Annotated in this window: 18 protein-coding genes; 15 read left to right on the forward strand and 3 right to left on the reverse strand. The window is 44.4% G+C overall.

Features of this window, described 5'->3' with window-relative positions; genetic code table 11:
* Positions 1-9 precede the first annotated feature (9 nt).
* Complete coding sequence (locus KNQ05_RS04330) at positions 10-1,584, reverse strand: FAD-dependent monooxygenase (protein WP_088837300.1); 1,575 nt, start codon at positions 1,582-1,584, stop codon at positions 10-12.
* 81 nt (positions 1,585-1,665) lie between these two features.
* Between KNQ05_RS04330 and yvfG the strand changes: the two genes are divergently transcribed.
* The 11 genes from yvfG to KNQ05_RS04385 all read left to right on the forward strand — a co-directional run bounded on the left by yvfG (position 1,666) and on the right by KNQ05_RS04385 (position 11,822).
* Positions 1,666-1,896: a protein YvfG gene (yvfG, locus tag KNQ05_RS04335; protein WP_236549972.1), complete on the forward strand. Its 231-nt coding sequence runs from the start codon at positions 1,666-1,668 to the stop codon at positions 1,894-1,896.
* Positions 1,893-2,504 carry an NUDIX hydrolase gene (locus KNQ05_RS04340; RefSeq protein WP_088837299.1) on the forward strand — a complete coding sequence of 204 codons (612 nt, stop codon included), beginning with the start codon at positions 1,893-1,895 and terminating at the stop codon, positions 2,502-2,504. The genes yvfG and KNQ05_RS04340 overlap by 4 nt, the downstream gene beginning before the upstream one ends.
* Before the next feature lie 60 nt (positions 2,505-2,564).
* Positions 2,565-2,774 (forward strand): hypothetical protein, encoded by a 210-nt coding sequence (locus KNQ05_RS04345; RefSeq protein WP_029330566.1) that lies wholly within the window; start codon positions 2,565-2,567, stop codon positions 2,772-2,774.
* A gap of 562 nt (positions 2,775-3,336) precedes the next feature.
* Complete coding sequence (locus KNQ05_RS04350) at positions 3,337-4,065, forward strand: 3D domain-containing protein (RefSeq protein ID WP_214804457.1); 729 nt, start codon at positions 3,337-3,339, stop codon at positions 4,063-4,065.
* Between the two features lie 142 nt (positions 4,066-4,207).
* A complete protein-coding gene (locus KNQ05_RS04355) occupies positions 4,208-4,936 on the forward strand; it encodes an ABC transporter ATP-binding protein (RefSeq protein ID WP_029330561.1) in 729 nt (242 codons plus the stop codon).
* On the forward strand, positions 4,936-6,453 hold the full coding sequence (locus tag KNQ05_RS04360) for an ABC transporter permease/substrate-binding protein (protein WP_214804459.1): 1,518 nt from the start codon (positions 4,936-4,938) through the stop codon (positions 6,451-6,453). The genes KNQ05_RS04355 and KNQ05_RS04360 overlap by 1 nt, the downstream gene beginning before the upstream one ends.
* Positions 6,450-7,340 (forward strand): diacylglycerol/lipid kinase family protein, encoded by an 891-nt coding sequence (locus KNQ05_RS04365; protein WP_214804460.1) that lies wholly within the window; start codon positions 6,450-6,452, stop codon positions 7,338-7,340. The genes KNQ05_RS04360 and KNQ05_RS04365 overlap by 4 nt, the downstream gene beginning before the upstream one ends.
* A gap of 204 nt (positions 7,341-7,544) precedes the next feature.
* Positions 7,545-8,891 carry a sodium-dependent transporter gene (locus tag KNQ05_RS04370; RefSeq protein ID WP_088837295.1) on the forward strand — a complete coding sequence of 449 codons (1,347 nt, stop codon included), beginning with the start codon at positions 7,545-7,547 and terminating at the stop codon, positions 8,889-8,891.
* A gap of 349 nt (positions 8,892-9,240) precedes the next feature.
* Positions 9,241-9,987, forward strand: coding sequence for a 5-bromo-4-chloroindolyl phosphate hydrolysis family protein (locus KNQ05_RS04375; RefSeq protein WP_088837294.1), 747 nt, complete (start codon positions 9,241-9,243; stop codon positions 9,985-9,987).
* The gene (locus tag KNQ05_RS04380) at positions 9,974-11,200 is read left to right on the forward strand and encodes a toxic anion resistance protein (protein ID WP_051667285.1); all 1,227 of its coding nucleotides are present in this window, start codon (positions 9,974-9,976) and stop codon (positions 11,198-11,200) included. The genes KNQ05_RS04375 and KNQ05_RS04380 overlap by 14 nt, the downstream gene beginning before the upstream one ends.
* Before the next feature lie 46 nt (positions 11,201-11,246).
* The gene (locus KNQ05_RS04385) at positions 11,247-11,822 is read left to right on the forward strand and encodes a deoxycytidylate deaminase (RefSeq protein WP_214801818.1); all 576 of its coding nucleotides are present in this window, start codon (positions 11,247-11,249) and stop codon (positions 11,820-11,822) included.
* Positions 11,823-12,072: 250 nt separating this feature from the next.
* Here KNQ05_RS04385 and KNQ05_RS04390 read toward each other — a convergent pair whose 3' ends face one another.
* Positions 12,073-12,558 (reverse strand): hypothetical protein, encoded by a 486-nt coding sequence (locus KNQ05_RS04390; RefSeq protein ID WP_214804462.1) that lies wholly within the window; start codon positions 12,556-12,558, stop codon positions 12,073-12,075.
* Between the two features lie 144 nt (positions 12,559-12,702).
* Between KNQ05_RS04390 and KNQ05_RS04395 the strand changes: the two genes are divergently transcribed.
* The 3 genes from KNQ05_RS04395 to KNQ05_RS04405 are packed head-to-tail and all read left to right on the forward strand — an operon-like array spanning position 12,703 to position 15,253.
* On the forward strand, positions 12,703-13,893 hold the full coding sequence (locus tag KNQ05_RS04395) for an HD domain-containing protein (RefSeq protein WP_214765095.1): 1,191 nt from the start codon (positions 12,703-12,705) through the stop codon (positions 13,891-13,893).
* Between the two features lie 12 nt (positions 13,894-13,905).
* Positions 13,906-14,865 carry a CobW family GTP-binding protein gene (locus KNQ05_RS04400; RefSeq protein ID WP_214804464.1) on the forward strand — a complete coding sequence of 320 codons (960 nt, stop codon included), beginning with the start codon at positions 13,906-13,908 and terminating at the stop codon, positions 14,863-14,865.
* Entirely contained in the window at positions 14,858-15,253 is a 396-nt protein-coding gene (locus tag KNQ05_RS04405) for a ribonuclease HI family protein (RefSeq protein ID WP_029330538.1), read from the forward strand. Before KNQ05_RS04400 ends, KNQ05_RS04405 begins: the two co-directional genes overlap by 8 nt.
* Before the next feature lie 57 nt (positions 15,254-15,310).
* On the opposite strand, the gene KNQ05_RS04410 is transcribed toward KNQ05_RS04405, so the two are convergent.
* Positions 15,311-16,603 carry a hemolysin family protein gene (locus KNQ05_RS04410; protein WP_214765092.1) on the reverse strand — a complete coding sequence of 431 codons (1,293 nt, stop codon included), beginning with the start codon at positions 16,601-16,603 and terminating at the stop codon, positions 15,311-15,313.
* Between the two features lie 119 nt (positions 16,604-16,722).
* On the opposite strand from KNQ05_RS04410, the gene fumC reads away from it, so the two are divergent.
* Positions 16,723-18,117, forward strand: a complete 1,395-nt coding sequence (gene fumC, locus KNQ05_RS04415; protein WP_088837288.1) for a class II fumarate hydratase — start codon at positions 16,723-16,725, stop codon at positions 18,115-18,117.
* The last annotated feature ends 75 nt before the right edge of the window (positions 18,118-18,192 follow it).

Here is an 18,192-nt window from a genome sequence, read left to right on the forward strand (position 1 = left end):
CATACGTGCTTACCGGGCATAAAGTAAACGTTCAAGGTAGCGAGAGAAAGGTTTAATCTTCAAGCCTTGCTGACGATAAGCGATGTAGCCGTCTGGACGAATCAAATACAGACCACATTGCTTAATCCCGAACTTCCGTGCGAGTTCTCCCCCCTGGTCGACGACCCCGTCTTCTTTTAGCTCTTGATGAATCGAGACGGTCTCAAACAGGTCCGGATAGGAGTAGGCGAGTTCTTTATAAGGGGTCAGTTCTGATTCATCGGACTGACGCGGTAAAAAGAGCAGCAATAAGAAATTTCGATCAGCGCGACGTAGCAGTAACTCATTTTTTTTCGTCCGCGGATTTACAACTTCGCTGTACGGCATCGGTTCACCCGGTTTCGGTGCAAGTAAGCCAAATCTCCCTTGCGTGACAAACGTATCGGATGGATGATAGTTACTATTCAATTGAGCAATCCGGTTCGTCACGTAATGATGAAGCGGTGTGATTTTTAAACTGTTCCGAATGACTTTTTCTTGCAGAGGTAGTAAAAATGGCACATTGATTTGCAACAATTCAGTCGCAAGGTTCGTCGAACGTAAAATTCCACGTGCCGCTTCCCGCCGTTCCGTACTATAAGAGTCGAGCAACGGGAAACTTGCTTTAAACTCATGTACACACCAAAGCTTCCAGGCTAGATTCATCGCGTCTGCGATTCCCGTATTCATCCCTTGTCCGCCGACAGGCGAGTTAATATGCGCTGCATCACCGATTAAGTAAATCCGGTGGTGACCAAACTTTTCGATGATTCGATTGTGGACACGGAACATGGAATACCAATGGACTTTTTTAAGTTTAAAGGGTACTTTCGCCCGATTTTTAAGAAAGTCTTCAATCGCCGCATGATCCGTCGGTACGACACCGTCCGTTAAATTGCCCGTAATTCGAAATAAGTTTGATTGTAATGGGAACGACTCGATTACTCCATGATCGGAAAAGAAAATATGGACTTCTTCTGACGAAAGCGGCCAGTCGACTTCAATATCAGCAAGCGCCCAAGACTCCTTGAACGACTTGCCACTGAAGGGAAGTCCTAGTTCACGCCGGACGAAGCTGTTCGCACCGTCTGCGCCGACTACGAACGAGGCATCGACTGTCTCGACGACATTGTTTTTTCGAATCGATGCCGTGACGAATGTTGGAAATTGAGCGAAGCCGGTCAACTCGGTATCCCGTTCGACACGATGTCCGTAATCAAGTAGGCGTTGTTCAAGAATCCGTTCCGTTTCACTTTGAGGTAAGAGTGTTACAAATGGGAAAGGTGTATTCAAATCCGTAAAATCAAGTTTTGCTTGCCAAGCTCCATTCACATAGAGATTTCCTTGATTAATCTTAATCGCTTCTGCCATCAGTTCCTCGGCAACACCGAGACGGGCAAACAATTCAAGTGAGCGTGCTTGAATACCGATTGCCTTTGAGACGACAGATGGTCCGCTCGCTCGCTCGATGATCCGGAATGTTAAGCCATACCGTGAGAGCGCGAGTGCAAGTGTCAATCCGGTCGGTCCGGCCCCGATAATCAATACATCTATGTTTTTCTTCACGAATAAGCCCCCCTTATTTTACTTCTTAGCCAAAAGTAGCTACCATTAAACTATACACCTAGCGGCTAACCGCAAGAGAGGATGAGTCGGTTGAACGAACAGTTATTTACAGCAGACCGTTTAGTAGCGAATTTCAAAGAGTATATTCGACAAAATGAGGCATATATGACAAAGACACAAGCATTGAATGCGTATTATAAAGTCGTTTCGGGCTCGATTCTTGCAGACCGAATCGCGAAGAACGCCGATTTGATTGTTCGGATGCGTCACTTAGAGGAAGCGTATCAGAGAGTTTCGCAGGAAGGACGATGAATAATCCCGTATTCGATCAAATCAAAGATGTATTCAAATCGACAAGGGACAGCCTTCCGCGGCAAGCAGCAGCAGTTCTTGTCCCGTTAGTCGAACGCGATGGGGAAATCTGCCTCCTCTTTCAAGTGCGGGCAAAAACGTTACGTTCGCAACCCGGAGAGATTTCTTTTCCGGGTGGACGAATCGATGCCGGAGAACAACCGAAAGAAGCGGCAATCCGGGAAACGCGAGAAGAACTCAATGTGACAGTGGAAGAAATTGAAGTCATCGGGACGTTAGAACCGCTCGTGACACCGAACCGCTCCATCATCTATCCATACGTCGGAATCATACAAGCGAATCAAATCGATCCCTCTCCGGATGAAGTCGATCATATTTTTTATGTCCCGTTAAACGCACTGTTGAACGCGCGTCCGATTGAAGGAGAGATGGAATGGCGAATTCGCCCGGGGAAAGCGGTTCCGACAAGTCGGATGGCGAATCGGGAAGCTTATCTTGATCGGACGTACAAAGTCGTCGAACATTTTTATGAGCATGAGGACTACTTGATTTGGGGATTGACGGCAAAGATTCTTCGCCAAGTGTTGAGTATGATTTCACGATACTAGCTTTTTTGTGAGTTCTTTTATATGATTAGTACTATCTGAACGTGTCAGGAGATGATTGAGATGGAAGAAACAGAAGAGTTATTTGATTATATCGTGGGCGATATGGTCAAAACGAAAGAAGGATGGGTCGCGGAAGTTACGGCTGTATTAACAAATACGGTTGTCGGTGATCTCTCGCATACAAAAAACTTTGAATCACTTGGATTCGAATTTGAAAAACAAGTTCTCCTCAAATCAGAGATTGAATTGTTAGAACGTAAAACAAAATAACACGGGACCCGACAACATATTGTCGGGTTTTTTGTTTGATTGAACCACCTCCACTTCGCTTAGAGGTGGAGGCTTCCTGAGCTATTCAATCTATCGGTCGAAAATTGATCAGGCTAACCCCGTCGTCCCGACGGTGGACCGTTTATCTTGCCCGAAGACGATTCATCTCCTATTTACACGAGGAGTTCACCCTGAACGTTTAGAAGTGGGAGATGAATCGTCTGATTTTGAATAAATATTCAAAGCGTGGATGAAAAGTTATAAACAAATCAGTCATTTGATCGCTGAATCGATTGGATGACCTCAATTTTAAGAATAAATTAACAGAATTTCATGAACAATCGTAATCATTACAAAGACGTTACAAGAATAAAAAGATGACAGAACGGTAACAATCATAGAAATGGCTTGATATCAACGATAAGAGCATATTTTGAAAGCGTGTAACCATTTCGTTACTTTTTGACAGATATATTTCAAATGACCTTTTAGGGTTTTCATCCGCAAATTCATCATGGTAAGGTGTTCGAGCCGTTAAAGGCCGGAAAGGTTGTTTTGAAAGATGAAACTAAAACAGATCGTACTTACAATCATTTTTACTTTTACAGGACTTATTCTTTTACCACATATGCATACGGAAGCCGCACAAATTGGAATCGGGACGGAAAAGAAAATCGTCCAAAATCCGCTCCAGATGAAACGAGAGGCTATTCGATTGGAAAAAGAGAAGCAAGCAGCAAAACTAGCTGAAGAACAGGCGAAACAACGTGCTGCAGAACAGGCAGCGCAACAAGAACGTGAACGCCAGGCGAAAGCCGAGCAGGAAGCAAAGCAAAAAAAGGAAACATTAGAAAAGGCAGAAGCACAGAAAAAACAACAAGCAGAAGACGAAGCGAAACGTAAACAACAGGAAAATCAAAAAGAAGCGGCATCGACTGTCGAACCAAAAAAAGTAGCTGCCAAAAATGAAACTGGTGGGCGCCAAGAGACATTTGAGACGACGGCTTATACGAATGATGCAGCGCTGAATGGTTCATATGATGGAAAAGTTTTAACGGCTTCAGGCTATGATGTTACACATACGATTCATTTTGAAGGCCGACGGATTGTTGCGGTTGATCCAAGCGTCATCCCCCTCGGTACGAAAGTGCATGTTGAAGGATTTGGAGATGCGATTGCTCTCGATACGGGAGGCGTCATCCATGGGAAAATCATGGATTTAATGATGGAAACGGAACAAGAAGCAATCAACTGGGGCCGACGTTCGGTCCAAGTTACGATTTACGAATAAGACTAAAAGAGCCATCTCGACCGAACGTTTCGGTCGAGATGGCTCTTTTTTAATGAAACTGCTAAAAAATCAGGTTTTGGAAACACTGATTAAGGGGAATTTTACAAAGATAATAAAACAATAGGAAACGGAGGGATCGTCTGTGATTGAATTTAAAGAAGTCGGAAAAACTTATGCCGACGGAACAAAAGCGGTCCAAAATTTGAATTTTACAGTGGAAGAAGGCGAAATCTTTTGTTTGATTGGTCCATCTGGTTGTGGAAAGACGACGACGATGAAGATGGTCAACCGATTGATTGATCATACAGCAGGTCAGATATGGATTAATGGAGAGCCGATCATGTCGATTGATGAACATGAACTTCGCCGGAAAATCGGCTATGTTCTGCAACAAATTGCACTTTTTCCCCATATGACGATTGAAGAAAATGTCGCTGTCGTTCCGCAGTTGTTAAAGTGGGACAAGAAAAAAGTTGCAAAGCGCGTCGACACATTATTCGAGTTGACGGGTCTTAATGAAAATTTAAAAAAGAAATATCCAAGTGAACTATCGGGTGGACAACAACAACGCGTCGGGGTCATGCGTGCGCTCGCTGCAGAGCAAGATGTCATTCTGATGGATGAACCATTTTCAGCCCTTGATCCGATTTCTCGAGACCAACTTCAAAATGACTTGATTCGATTGAACGGTGAACTCGGTAAAACGATTTTGTTCGTCACCCATGACATGAATGAAGCGCTGAAGCTCGGCAGTCGCATCTGCTTGATGAACGAGGGCGAAATCGTATTTATCGGAACAAAAGAGGAAGTCTTAGCGAGTGACGATCCCTTCATCAAAGAGTTCATGGGACAAGTCAGGGGGACGATGTGATGAACGGTTTAGTCGAAACGTTTCAAAATCGAAAAGAAGAATTACTGCAGGCATTAATCGAACATATTCAACTTTCGGTCATTTCGTTATTAATCGCATGTTTGATTGCCATTCCTTTAGGCGTTTACTTATCACGAAATAAAAAAATTAGTGAATGGTCGATTGGTGTGACATCCGTCATCCAAACGATTCCTTCGCTCGCACTACTCGGACTGATGATTCCGCTTGTTGGAATCGGAACACTCCCGTCTGTCATTGCACTTGTCTTATATGCTCTTTTACCAATCGTCCGTAACACATTTACGGGATTAGCAGAAGTCGACCCTTCAATTAAAGAAGCGGCCCGTGCCTGCGGAATGACACCGACACAAAGTTTGTTGAAGGTTGAGTTACCGCTCGCTTTACCGGTCATGATGGCTGGTGTTCGGACAGCGATGGTTCTCATCATCGGGACGGCGACGATTGCTGCCTTGATTGGGGCAGGGGGACTCGGATCGATCATCTTGCTCGGAATCGACCGAAATGATAACAATCTCTTATTATTAGGAGCTATCCCGGCAGCCTTACTCGCGTTATTGTTCGATTTTTTATTACGTCAGACGGAAGTCGCCACAAAAAAACGGCAAACGAGCCGGATGGTCGTCGCCCTGGCCTTGATTGCGACACTGATTATCACGCCGTTCGCACTCGGACGGACGGAACAACCTGACTTGGTCGTCGCCGGAAAATTAGGGGTCGAACCAGAAATCTTAATGAACATGTATAAAATCGTCATCGAGGATGAAACGGACTTAAACGTCCAAGTCAAACCGAACTTCGGGAAGACGACGTTCGTCTATAAAGCCTTGCAATCGGGTGATATCGATCTGTACCCGGAATTCACAGGGACGGTCCTTGCTAGCTTAACGAATGAAAAACCGGTCTCAAATGATGCACAAGCGGTTTACGAGCAAGCACGAGATGGATTGGTCAAACAGGACCTCGCGCTGTTACCGCCGATGGACTACAATAACACTTACGCCATCGCAGTTCCGAAAAAAATCGCGGATCGGTATGACTTAAAAACGATTTCCGACATCAAGCGGGTTGCGAGTCAATTAACGGCAGGCTTCACGTTAGAGTTTAAAGATCGTCAAGATGGTTACAAAGGGATTCAAGAAAAATATGGCGTCAATTTTAAAGAAGTCGTGACGATGGAACCGAAATTACGATACAAGGCAATCGAATCAGGAGATATCGAAGTCATCGATGCCTATTCGACCGATCCGGAAATCGCGAAATATGACATGGTCGTCTTGAAAGACGATCAACAACTGTTCCCTCCGTATGAAGGGGCACCTCTGTTGCGCCAAGAGACACTTGATGAGTACCCGGAAGTCGGGGAAGCATTAAAGAAATTAGATGGAAAAATCACGGATGAAGAAATGTCTAAAATGAATGAAGAAGTCGCCTATGGTGGTAAAACTGCCAACGAAGTGGCAAATAATTATTTGAAGAAAGAAGGAATCATTCAATGAAACTATTGATGATTAGTAATCCTTCCGCCGGGACGAACCGGAGTGGTCTTCTAGAAGATGTCATTAGTCCACTTGCGGAACAATTCAATGAAATCGTCATTAAGCAAACGAGTCGGGCAGGAGATGCACAGGAGTTTGCAGAAGAGGCAGGAGACTTCGATGCCCTTGTCGTCCTCGGTGGTGATGGAACCGTATTTGAAGTCATTAATGGATTAGCTAAACTGGAGACGCGTCCGATTCTTGGCATCGTGCCAGGGGGAACGTGTAACGATTTTGCACGGACACTCGGTTTACCGATGGTGCCGCGTCTTGCTGCAGAGATGATTGCGACCCAACAAATCGTCGAAGTCGATCTTGGACAAGTCAACGATACGTACTTCCTTAATTTTTTGGGTCTCGGATTAATTGCTGAAGCATCAATTGGCATTGATACAGAAGAAAAAGTCCGACTTGGGAAAATGGGGTATTATCTGTCAACCATCCGCTCAAGCTTGGATGCAAAACCGTTTGCCTACGAACTTGAATTAAATGAAGGGCAAAAAATGACAGGAGAAGCCGTTTTGATTTTAGCAGCGAACGGCGAGTCGCTTGGGGGAATTGAAACGAATCTATCGAACGGTGCATACAATGATGGGAAACTGGATTTAGTGATTGTCGATGAAGTCAACTTAGCGACAATCCGTGACGTGATCCTTCAAAAAATCGGACTGGCAAACGACCCATCTTTCACGCACATCTTAACGAGTGGTTTTACCTTAAAAACGGATTCTCCGAAAGTCATCGATACGGATGGTGAGAAGGCGCTGAACTCGCCTGTCGAGGTGAAGGTCTTACCGGAGTTCTTGAAAATGTACGCTGGACAAAATCGTAAACTAAATCGGACTTAACAAGATTGTATCAGGAGAGACAAAAAAGATTCGAAGAAGAATCCATGTCTCTCCTTTTTTAGTGTATAAGCTTTTTGTTTTAATACAAACATGCGAATATGCGGTTATGCTTTGACGCTTTAAAGAAAATGTTTGATAAAGGATGACTTCTTTATTTAACTTTTGTACAATAAGGAAGTATTTTTGAAAAGGAGGTGGAGTACCATGAAAAGCAATGCATGGGCTTCAAAAGTTGGGTTTATCTTAGCAGCAGCAGGATCAGCGATTGGACTCGGTGCGATATGGAAGTTTCCATATACGACAGGAACGAATGGTGGAGGCGCTTTTTTACTACTATTTTTAGTGTTCACCTTGCTCCTCGGTCTCCCGGTATTGATTGCAGAATTTTTAATCGGTCGAACGAGTGGAAAAACGGCGTTGCGCGCTTTCGAAGAGTTGGGTCATAAGAAATTCACCTTTATTGGCGTGTTAGGTGTCATCACCTGTTTCTTACTCTTATCCTTTTACAGCGTCATCGGGGGATGGGTATTGATTTATACGGTTCTTGGTTTTTCCGGAAATTTGACTTCCATGAGTGGGGATCAGTTAGGAGAACTCTTCGGAACGATATCCGCCTCTCCACTCTATGCGATTTTAGGCCAAGTCGTATTCCTCATCATTACGGGATTAATCGTCTTGCGAGGTGTTCAGTCGGGAATTGAAAAAATGAGTAAAATCTTGATGCCATTATTATTCCTTTGTTTCATTATATTAGTGAGTCGGTCATTGACCCTTGAAGGTGCAAGTGAAGGGGTTCGTTTCTTCATCGAACCGGATTTCTCAGCGCTGAACCGGACATCGGTCCTGAGTGCGCTCGGACAAGCCTTCTTTTCATTATCGCTCGGCGTCTCCGCAATGTTGACGTATGCCTCGTATATGAAAGAGCGTGGTCAAATCAATCGGTCAGCAGGATGGATCGTCTCTTTAAACATCGTCGTGTCATTACTAGCCGGATTCGCGATCTTCCCAGCGGTCTTCGCTTCAGGTCTTGATCCTGCTGAAGGTCCTTCACTCTTATTCATCGTGTTACCAACAGTATTCAGCCAAGTCCAATTTGGAACAGTCTTCTTAACGTTGTTTTTCTTACTCTTTGCTTTCGCGTCGATCACTTCTTCAATCGCGATGCTAGAAGTTGTGGTTTCATCGATTACTGATCGAAAAGAAGATGCGACCGTCCAAAATAAGAAACGTAATACCATTATTACGACAATCCTTGTCGCAATAGTAGGTGTTCCATCAGCACTCTCCTTTGGAGTCGCGAGCGACATCATGTGGTTCGATAAGACAATTTTTGATTGGATGGATTTCCTCGTATCGAATATTTTGATGCCAATCGGTGCACTCTTGATTTCAATATTTGCTGGATTTAAACTTGATCGGGCGATTGTCGAACGTGAGCTAGCGACAGGTCCCCTGTTAAAACGAATGATTCCATTTTGGCGCTTTAGTGTATGCTACTTGAGTCCGCTCGCCATTTTAATCATTCTGATTTGGCCACTCGTATTCTCTTGAATGTTTGATTGAATCAGAATATGATCACGAGCACTAGCTTTCGTTTTGATTAACGGAAGCTAGTTTTTTTGATGAAAGTGATTTTTGAATAATCGAAAAATCTTATGCGTATATGTTACTCGTGAAAAGTAAAAAGTAAAAAGAAAAAAGTAGATGCAATCCATTCAGCATCGTACATCTAGAGACGGATGCGGCCGGTGAAAGATTATGGTGAAATAAAGAGTAGAGAGGACTAACATTTATCGAAAACGGGAAACTTTTTGTTAAGACATCCGTAATGGTAAGATATAAGAAACAGTAGATTCATTCATGACACAAATAGATGGAGTCAATAGAAAGAGGGGATGACATGAAATCTTCTACATGGTGGATTTTCGGATCGATTGGTTTGATGTTCGTATTTCTTCAGATAGCAGATACGTTAAACTTTTCCGGAATCTTCGTAGCACTCGGTTTATGGTTCATTTGGAGCGGTTACCGGGCGAAACCCGGGAAGCGGTACCGGACAGAACGAAAATCAACAGAGATAAAACGACAAAATGTCAAAAAGAAATTGTTACTCGATGATGATGATCAATTTGTCGGAAGCGTCATCTTAAAGCCTGAACAAGCGACGCGCAGATTTGATGAAACGGATGATTTGGAGTTGCAAGTCTTGCAACGGACCGTCGAAGAAGGTTTCGTGAAGTTACAAGCATTCGATGGCATTATCCCATCGATCCGAGACAGCGAAGTACGTTCAGATATGCGAATCGTCTCGCGCGAAGCACATGTTTTATTTGAAGAATTATTTAATGCACCACGTGAAGTAAAAAAAGTACGCGACTTCTTCACGTTTTATCTCGATTCCTTATTATCGATTTCAGAAAAATTCGCAGATTTAGAACGACGTGGGGCTCAAGTGCAATTTGATACACGCGAACAACTGCAAGCGAACTTGAAGATGATTGCTCAAAAATTAAAACAACACCAATCCTTGTTGTTAGAAGGAGATACGGTCGACTTAGAGCGTGAACTTTTAACGATTGAAAAAGTTTTGGCACAAGAATCGGAACAAAGAAAACAGGAGGAGAGTTATAAACATGACCCATTCTGATAACAATTCATGGCAAGAGTGGCCGGACGAATCCAAAACAGAGGAACAGGCACAACCAACGATTTCTGATCCATCAGTTGACCTGAATCTTGCGGAAACACCAAAACACCGGACGCCAGTTCGTCCGGTTGAAGAAATGATTCCAAGTGACGTTCCAGCTGAACAGCGTCAAAAAATCGAACGTTTACTTCAAGTGATTGATTTGAATAAATCCGATGCCGTCATGCAATTCGGAGCACCGGTTCAACGGGAACTCTCGCAATTTTCAGATCAAGTGTTAAGCGAAGTCAAAATGAAAGATGGTGGCGACGCCGGAAAACTGTTGTCGGATTTAATGCAACGTGTCCGTCAAATGGACCCGGATTCGTTACAAGAAAAGAAAAGCTTTTGGTCAAACGTTCCCGTCATCGGACGGGCGAAGAAAAAAGCGGAGACCTACTTCTTACAATATGAAAAGATGAGTGCTTATTTAGAAGAGGTCGTTCATAATTTAGATCGTTCGAAGTTTGGCTTAATGAAAGACATTACGTTACTTGATCAAATGTATCAAAAAAATCGACGTTACTTCGAGGAACTAAATCTTTACATCGCAGCGGGTGAGACGAAGATTGCACACGTCAGAGAAAATGAGATCGAACCGCTTCGGACAGAAGTCGAGGTTTCACGTGACCAGACGAAACTACAAGAATTAAATGATTTGATTCAATTGACGGACCGGTTCGAGAAAAAAATTCACGACTTAAAGTTATCACGTACGATCAGTCTTCAAATGGCACCGCAAATCCGTGTCATTCAGCAGAATAACCAGATTCTTGCTGAAAAAATTGAATCTGCAGTCGTCAATACGATTCCACTTTGGAAAAACCAAGTCGTCCTCTCACTCAGTCTGTCTAGGCAAAAGAGTGCTTTGCAGATGCAAAAGGATGTTACAAATACGACGAATCAATTGCTCGAACAAAATTCACGTCTTTTAAAAGATTCATCGATCGAAATCGCAGAAGAGAATGAAAAAGGAATCGTATCGGTCGAATCGTTAAAAGTCGCGCATCAAAATTTAATCGAGACGCTTGATGAGACACTGCGGATTCAACAAGATGGGAAGCAGAAACGTCGCGATGCAGAGCATGAGTTAGAGCGGATGGAAAATGAATTAAAACAAAAAGTCATTGAAGTCGCTTCGAAAAGTCGCGAATTACCAAATCAACGATACTAAGGGACACGTTTACGTGTTCCTTCGTATTGTTTAAGGAGTGAACGTTATGGATCCGAAACAAGAGAAATGGGATACGACCTGGTTACTGTTTGCCCAGATGATGGCAGAACGTCATTCGAAATGTGCCTCGAAGTCTGTCGCATGCGTCATCGTCAAGGATGAAAAGCCAATTTCGATTGGAATCAATGGAACACCGAGTCAGCATGTGAACTGCAACGAAATTTTTTTAAAGCAACACGGGGTTTTCTATAAATCAATCAATGAAAATGTGTTGGAATCTGATACTACTATACATAATGGCGAAGTTTTTTATCGTTGTGATAACCAACAAGAACATCATGAATGGTCAAAGCAACATGAAATTCATGCGGAGATTAATGCGTTAGGAAAACTTGCTGCGGATTCGACGAGTGCGCGTCATGCGACGGCTTATGTCACGCATAGTCCGTGTCACGCATGTAGTTTAGCTTTAATCGCTTCAAAAATTGATCGCGTCGTCTATACGACGGGTTATGAATACGGCGATGGATTAAACTTGATGCGCCAAAGCGGGATTGAAGTCGTACATTTGCCATTAAAAGAACAATATTTTCTTGAGAAAATTTTAGATAAAGGCTTGTAAACGCTTCCATTGCATTGTATGATGAAATCAAGCATTGCCATGGTAATTATTCACTCTTCCATTCGGGTTGATTTCTAACGAGATCAACCCACTTTTTTTGAAAATCAATTGACAGAACCTTCAATATCTGTGATGATGATTATAGAATATGACGAAGCGGAATGCCGCATTTTCATAATATACACCTTTCAAGGAGCTGGAATGCCAGGTCGTTGAAAAAAAGTCCTGACTCACTCGAGTCAGGACTTTTTTAATGAGAGTAGGTGACGCGGGTTGACTCTTGTAGTCGACGTGCCCGAATCGAACACTTTTGTTCTGCTGCACCACACAGAACACGTTGTAGCCGTTGGCAAATGATATCGACTTGTGTCTGATGGAGAAAAAGTTTTTGGATGAGACGCGCGAAGATGGCATCGTATGAAGACAATTGTCTTTTGATTGCATTTGGTGTCATACTGTTCAGTTCTGCGGTGCTAAATCCCGCATCACTACTGAAAGCGGACAAGACGAGTAACTTGACGAGGTCGGATTGAACGTCGAGTCCGGCATGCTGTACTTGAATACAACATAAGTGGAGCTCCTGTTCGATTAAAGCCTGTAAAGGTGATTCATCTTTAGCCGTTATGCCATAGGCGACGACGGCCTGCCTCAGTTGAGCACGTGTTGCTGGATCGACTGTATCTCGCGCTGTGCGCATCACGACATCATAACTTGAAGAGAGTGAGCGAAGCATCATGAAAGTCCTCCTTAATTGGAAGTATTGTACATATGCATTCATCATAGCTGATTAAGTAAACGCTTACAATCATTCTTTTGTTTTGTACAGGTGGTGAGCGACTTTGATATGATGGACAATAGAGATGAGAGGAGTGATTCGGAAATGATTCGCTTATTTAAAGCAATTCCAGAGCAACAGATGCCACCTTACCTTGGGGATGAATTTGTGGTTGACGTATCAAATGCGTCAGGCGGCTTTTTGATTGAACGTCACGTTCCGGGAGAACAAATCGAAGAGACACTTTTAGTCGCTTCTGCGGAAATCAGAACGAGTCAGACAGGGCGTGAATGGCTACAGTTTACATTCAATTCATCGAGTGGTTCTTGTAAAGGAAAACAATGGTTGAATCAAGGAACGGCGGAAGAGGCGATGCGTCCTTATCTAGAGACGCGGATCGTCCACGTTACTGCCAAGGTCGAGGAATATCCCGTCGACTCAGGCAATAAGTCGTTGACTGTTCAACGCGTCAAGGCCGTCCATGATGTCGCTGGAACGACATTGTTACCTCAGATGCCGATGGAAGAGTCTGCGAGCGATTACCGGGATCAATTGATTGGCCTAGTCGAGCAAATGCAACAACCTTACCGCCAGATTGCCCTGCGTTGTCTAAACTTGTATTGGGATGATTTTTCGACGAGACCAGCGGCATTGTTCCATCACCATGCCTATATTGGTGGGTTGATGAAGCACACTGCTTGTATGATGACGATCGCGGCAGGAATCTGTCAATCGGAGCGACCTTATTTGACGTTACTCAAGTGTATTCAAGAAGCAGAAGCTGATCATAAAAACGATTTATTTCAAGCTCCTGAGCGAGCGACACGTCAATTTGCCTGGGACGACAGCTTCGATTCTCTTTATCAGGCGGCACGGTCGATTACGCTTCTCGATCAAGAACCGAATCAGGATGAACTCTTGTTAGGTGTCTTGTTGCATGACATCGGAAAGATTTGGGAGTATAATCATCTCGGCGCAACACCAAGTCGCTTCACGGACTTACTGCAAGTCGATGCGGCAGAGGAAACGTTATCCGGTATTGCGATTGATCCGCTTGGAAGTCTAGTCGGACATATGCCATACGGCTGTTTTGTGTTCGAACGCGCGTTGCGTGACGAGGCACTCCGGATTCCGTTAGACATGCATCATCGGATGATGCATCTCATCTTATCGCATCATGGAAAAAAAGAATGGGGTTCAAGTGTCACGCCACAAACAACGGAATCCTGGTATTTGCATGCGATTGATTTACTGGACGCACGAAAAGAGAAATGGCGAACGGCACAACTGCTGTAAGGAGTGAAAGTTATGCAAGAACGAATTAAAACGACATTGATTACGGGTTTTTTAGGAGCGGGAAAAACGACACTGTTGAATCATATTGTCTCCCATCCGACCGAAAAGGTGGCGCTGCTCGTCAATGAGGTAGGATCAGTCCATATCGATGAAGCTTTGATTGAACGAAGTGACGAAGAGATGATTGAATTGACGAATGGATGCATCTGCTGTTCGATTCGTGGCGATTTACGAGAGGCGTTATTACGGATTGCTAAAAAACGACGCGCAGGTGAGATGGTATTCAATCGTTTATTGATTGAAACGACAGGAATTGCTGATCCGGGCCCAATCCTCCAAACATTCTACTTTGAACCGGCAATTGAACAACAATATCAACTCTCGAGCGTCATCACGGTCGTCGACGCGTACCATCTCGAACGAGAATTGACGTTTGAAGAGAATGTCAGACAAATTGGCTTTGCCGATGTTTTGTTACTGAATAAAGTGGATTTGGTACCGGATGCTGCACGAACCGACATCATCGCCCGGCTCGAAGTCTTGAATCCGACGGCACATATCATTCCGACAGTCGAGTCACGTGTCGAGGTAGCAAATTTATTTGAAACGTTCCATTTTCCAAAAGCGGAAGAAGAACGTTTATTACAACAAGATGATCGCTTCGAACGAGCGGCAGATTCGTTCACGGCATTGACGATTACGGAAGTGCAGCCGTTGAATCGGAATCGTTTCGGTGCCGTTTTGCGTGAAGTACTCGAAGCCTATGCGGAAGATTTATACCGCTATAAAGGAATCATTCGTTTCGCGGATACGGATCAAAAGACGATTCTTCAAGGCACCGGAATGATTTACGGAACAGCAGTACGTGGAATGTTCGAGCAAGAGAAACAAACGACGCTAGTTTTCATCGGAAAAAATTTAGATGAACAAGCAATCCGAAAAGGTGTAAAGGCGGCGATTGAACATGGTTGAAATGTATTTTGATGGGGCTGTTCGGCCATCGAATGATGACGCGACGGTAGGAATCTTCTGTAAGAATTCCGCAGGAGAAGTCATCGAACGAACGTTTCGGATTACCGCGGTCAACAATCATGAAGCGGAATTCCAGGCGTTTGCACGAGCGGTCGAATTAGCGGAAGAGTTATTGAACGCAGGAGAAAGTGTCTTTTCGTTCCGGACGGACTCGGAAGCAGTTTCGTTAGCGGTCGAACGCGAGTTTGCCAAGAACAAGCGCATTCAAGTTTATTTTGATCCGGCATTCGAACGGTATTCACAATTACCACTGGCATTCGTCAAGTGGATTCCGCGGTCTGAAAATAAAGCGGACCGTGTGGCACGTGAAGCATTAAATGAGTTTTAATTTAAAAACGACCTGTTTGTCCGAGTAACTCGGTGCAATCAGGTCGTTTTTCTGATATTACAAATCAGGAGCGGCTTTTTCGATTAAGACTTGATCGATGCGACGTCCATCCAAATCAACGACTTCAAAACGATAATCGGCGATCATGACGTGACTGCCACGCTGTGGAAATTCGCCGAGTGTATATAAAATCAGTCCAGCTACCGTATGATACGCATTCTGGACTTCACCCGGGAGTGGTGTCGTCAAACCGAGCGTTCGTTTCAAATCATCGATATGCAACAATCCGTCTGCTAAATAGGAGCCATCACTTCGCATGATCAGCTCTGGTTCTTCCTCGATCGTTGAAATTTCTCCGACGAAGGCTTCCAATATATCAAATAATGTTATCATTCCTAAAAAACCACCGTATTCATCGAGGACAAAGGCAATCGAGACGGTTTCTTTCCGCATCCGCTCGAGTAAGTCTGTTGCTTTAAGCTGTCGAGGGACAATAAGCGGTGTCTGGATGTAGCGTTCAATCGTCAAGGCGGGAGTATCGGATGCTAAGACTTCTTTCGCATCGATATAGCCCACAAAATGATCCAAATCATCGTGTCCGACGGGCAAATTCCGGTGCTTCGCCCGACGTAAATCATTTAAGATTTGTTCAGGTGAATCGTTTAAATCAATCCACTCCGTGACGGTCCGGGGTTCCATTAATTCATAGGCGTATTGATCGTGGAACGCAAAGACACGAGAGACTTGTTCGGCTTCCGAATCTGCAAAGATTCCTTCCTGAGCACCACGAATCAACAACTGTTTCACTTCATCTTCTGTCTCATCTTCGCTTTCGAGACGATCGAGGCCAATCAATCGGAAAATGCCACTCGTCGACTTACTCAAAATGTAGATGAACGGACGAAGGAGTGTTGAAAAAAAACGCATCGGTTGGGCGAGCCACATCGTGACACGTTCCGGACTGACGAGAGCAATCCGTTTCGGGACTAATTCACCGATGACAAGTGAAATATACGTGATGATTGTGACGACGAAAATATATCCGAGCGTACTGGCATAGGCTTCAAGCCAAGAAAATTGACCGAGCCAGCGGATGACAGGTTGCGATAAAGCAGCGCCGCCGAACGCGCCGTTGACGATTCCAATCAAAGTGATGCCGACTTGGACCGTCGATAGTAAATCCGTCGGACGATCTAAAAAATCAAGTGCAATTTGGGCTGATTTTTTTCCTTCATCCGCATACTGTTGCAGTTTCTGGCGTTTTGAAGACAACAGCGCAAGTTCGGTCATTGCAAAAATCCCGTTTGCGACGATTAAAAGTAAGACAATCGTCAGATTGATAAACCACATACTGCATTCACTCCTTTTCGATTAACAAACTATTCCCCAAACAACGCTCTATCATTCCCATTCAACGTTTTTTCCGTTAAACTGATAAGGTGTAAGATGAAAAAAAGGGGGAAACAACAATGGAATATCGTTTAGAGCGAGACACGATGGGGGAAATTCGTGTTTTGGATTCAAAGGAATGGGGCGCACAAACACAACGGAGTTTAGAGAACTTTAAAATCGGTACAGAAAAGATGCCAATCGAAATTATTCGTGCCTTTGCCGTCTTAAAAAAAGGCGCAGCGTTAGCCAATCGAGACCTCGGTGTACTCGACCGGGAAAAGGCAGACGTGATTGCAGAAGTTTGTGACGAGATCATCGCGGGGCAATTCGATGAGGAGTTTCCACTGGTCGTGTGGCAGACGGGGTCCGGCACACAATCGAACATGAACGTCAACGAAGTGATTGCACGCGTTGGGACACGTAAGTTACAAGAACGTGGCAGCGACTTGACGATTCATCCGAATGATGACGTCAATAAATCACAAAGTTCAAATGATACATATCCGACGGCCATGCACATCGCAGCCAAAACGGTCGTCATTGATGACTTGTTCCCGGCGATTGAAGCCATTCATGCGACGCTTGACGAAAAAGCGAAGGCATTTTCTGACATCGTCAAGATTGGACGGACACATTTACAAGACGCGACACCGATTACACTCGGTCAGGAAATCAGCGGCTGGGTCCGAATGCTCGATTTATCGAAAAAAATGATTACGTTGACGCTTGATCCATTGACGGAACTCGCGATTGGAGGAACGGCTGTCGGGACAGGGATCAATGCGCACCCAGAGTTCGGGGACCGGGCTGCTGAAAAAATGAGTCAAGAGACAGGAAAAGCATTCGTCAGCGCTGAGAACAAATTTCATGCCTTGACGAGCCATGATCAGCTTGTCTTCGCGCATGGTGCCATTAAAGCGCTTGCGATGGACGCGATGAAAATCGCCAATGATGTCCGCTGGCTCGCGTCAGGTCCACGAGCAGGAATTGGTGAAATCACGATTCCTGAAAATGAGCCGGGTAGTTCAATCATGCCAGGGAAAGTCAATCCGACACAGAGTGAAGCATTGACGATGGTCGCGGCACAAGTGCTTGGAAATGATGCGACGATTGGATTTGCTGCGAGCCAGGGAAACTTTGAGCTGAATGTCTTCAAACCGGTCATTATGTATAATTTCATTCAGTCCGTTCGTCTGTTGACGGACGCGCTCCATTCATTCAACGACCACTGCGCAGTTGGTATCGAGCCGGAGCGAGCAGTCATCGATGAAAATGTAGAGCGCTCGCTCATGCTCGTCACAGCCTTAAATCCACACATCGGGTATGAAAATGCAGCGAAGATTGCAAAAGCTGCACATAAGAATGGAACGACGTTAAAAGAAGCGGCATTGGCGACAGGATTATTGACAGAAGAACAATATGACTCCTGGATTGTTCCAGCCGATATGATTAGTCCGAATTTAAAGGCTTAATTTGAAAGTGAGGGTGCCTCCCTCGCTTTCTCTTCACTCGAAGCAACACTGCTTCGGTTGTAGAGAAAGAGGGGG

Source organism: Exiguobacterium sp. s125 (assembly GCF_018618605.1).
GTDB classification, from domain to species: domain Bacteria; phylum Bacillota; class Bacilli; order Exiguobacteriales; family Exiguobacteriaceae; genus Exiguobacterium_A; species Exiguobacterium_A oxidotolerans.

Excerpts from the sequence above, each read along its gene's own strand:
- yvfG (WP_236549972.1), top strand. The coding sequence starts at position 1,666 with ATGAGTCGGTTGAACGAACAGTTATTTACAGCAGACCGTTTAGTAGCG.
- KNQ05_RS04340 (WP_088837299.1), top strand. The coding sequence starts at position 1,893 with ATGAATAATCCCGTATTCGATCAAATCAAAGATGTATTCAAATCGACA.
- KNQ05_RS04345 (WP_029330566.1), top strand. The coding sequence starts at position 2,565 with ATGGAAGAAACAGAAGAGTTATTTGATTATATCGTGGGCGATATGGTC.
- KNQ05_RS04350 (WP_214804457.1), top strand. The coding sequence starts at position 3,337 with ATGAAACTAAAACAGATCGTACTTACAATCATTTTTACTTTTACAGGA.
- KNQ05_RS04360 (WP_214804459.1), top strand. The coding sequence starts at position 4,936 with ATGAACGGTTTAGTCGAAACGTTTCAAAATCGAAAAGAAGAATTACTG.
- KNQ05_RS04365 (WP_214804460.1), top strand. The coding sequence starts at position 6,450 with ATGAAACTATTGATGATTAGTAATCCTTCCGCCGGGACGAACCGGAGT.
- KNQ05_RS04370 (WP_088837295.1), top strand. The coding sequence starts at position 7,545 with ATGAAAAGCAATGCATGGGCTTCAAAAGTTGGGTTTATCTTAGCAGCA.
- KNQ05_RS04375 (WP_088837294.1), top strand. The coding sequence starts at position 9,241 with ATGAAATCTTCTACATGGTGGATTTTCGGATCGATTGGTTTGATGTTC.
- KNQ05_RS04380 (WP_051667285.1), top strand. The coding sequence starts at position 9,974 with ATGACCCATTCTGATAACAATTCATGGCAAGAGTGGCCGGACGAATCC.
- KNQ05_RS04385 (WP_214801818.1), top strand. The coding sequence starts at position 11,247 with ATGGATCCGAAACAAGAGAAATGGGATACGACCTGGTTACTGTTTGCC.
- KNQ05_RS04390 (WP_214804462.1), bottom strand. The coding sequence starts at position 12,558 with ATGATGCTTCGCTCACTCTCTTCAAGTTATGATGTCGTGATGCGCACA.
- KNQ05_RS04395 (WP_214765095.1), top strand. The coding sequence starts at position 12,703 with ATGATTCGCTTATTTAAAGCAATTCCAGAGCAACAGATGCCACCTTAC.
- KNQ05_RS04400 (WP_214804464.1), top strand. The coding sequence starts at position 13,906 with ATGCAAGAACGAATTAAAACGACATTGATTACGGGTTTTTTAGGAGCG.
- KNQ05_RS04405 (WP_029330538.1), top strand. The coding sequence starts at position 14,858 with ATGGTTGAAATGTATTTTGATGGGGCTGTTCGGCCATCGAATGATGAC.
- KNQ05_RS04410 (WP_214765092.1), bottom strand. The coding sequence starts at position 16,603 with ATGTGGTTTATCAATCTGACGATTGTCTTACTTTTAATCGTCGCAAAC.
- fumC (WP_088837288.1), top strand. The coding sequence starts at position 16,723 with ATGGAATATCGTTTAGAGCGAGACACGATGGGGGAAATTCGTGTTTTG.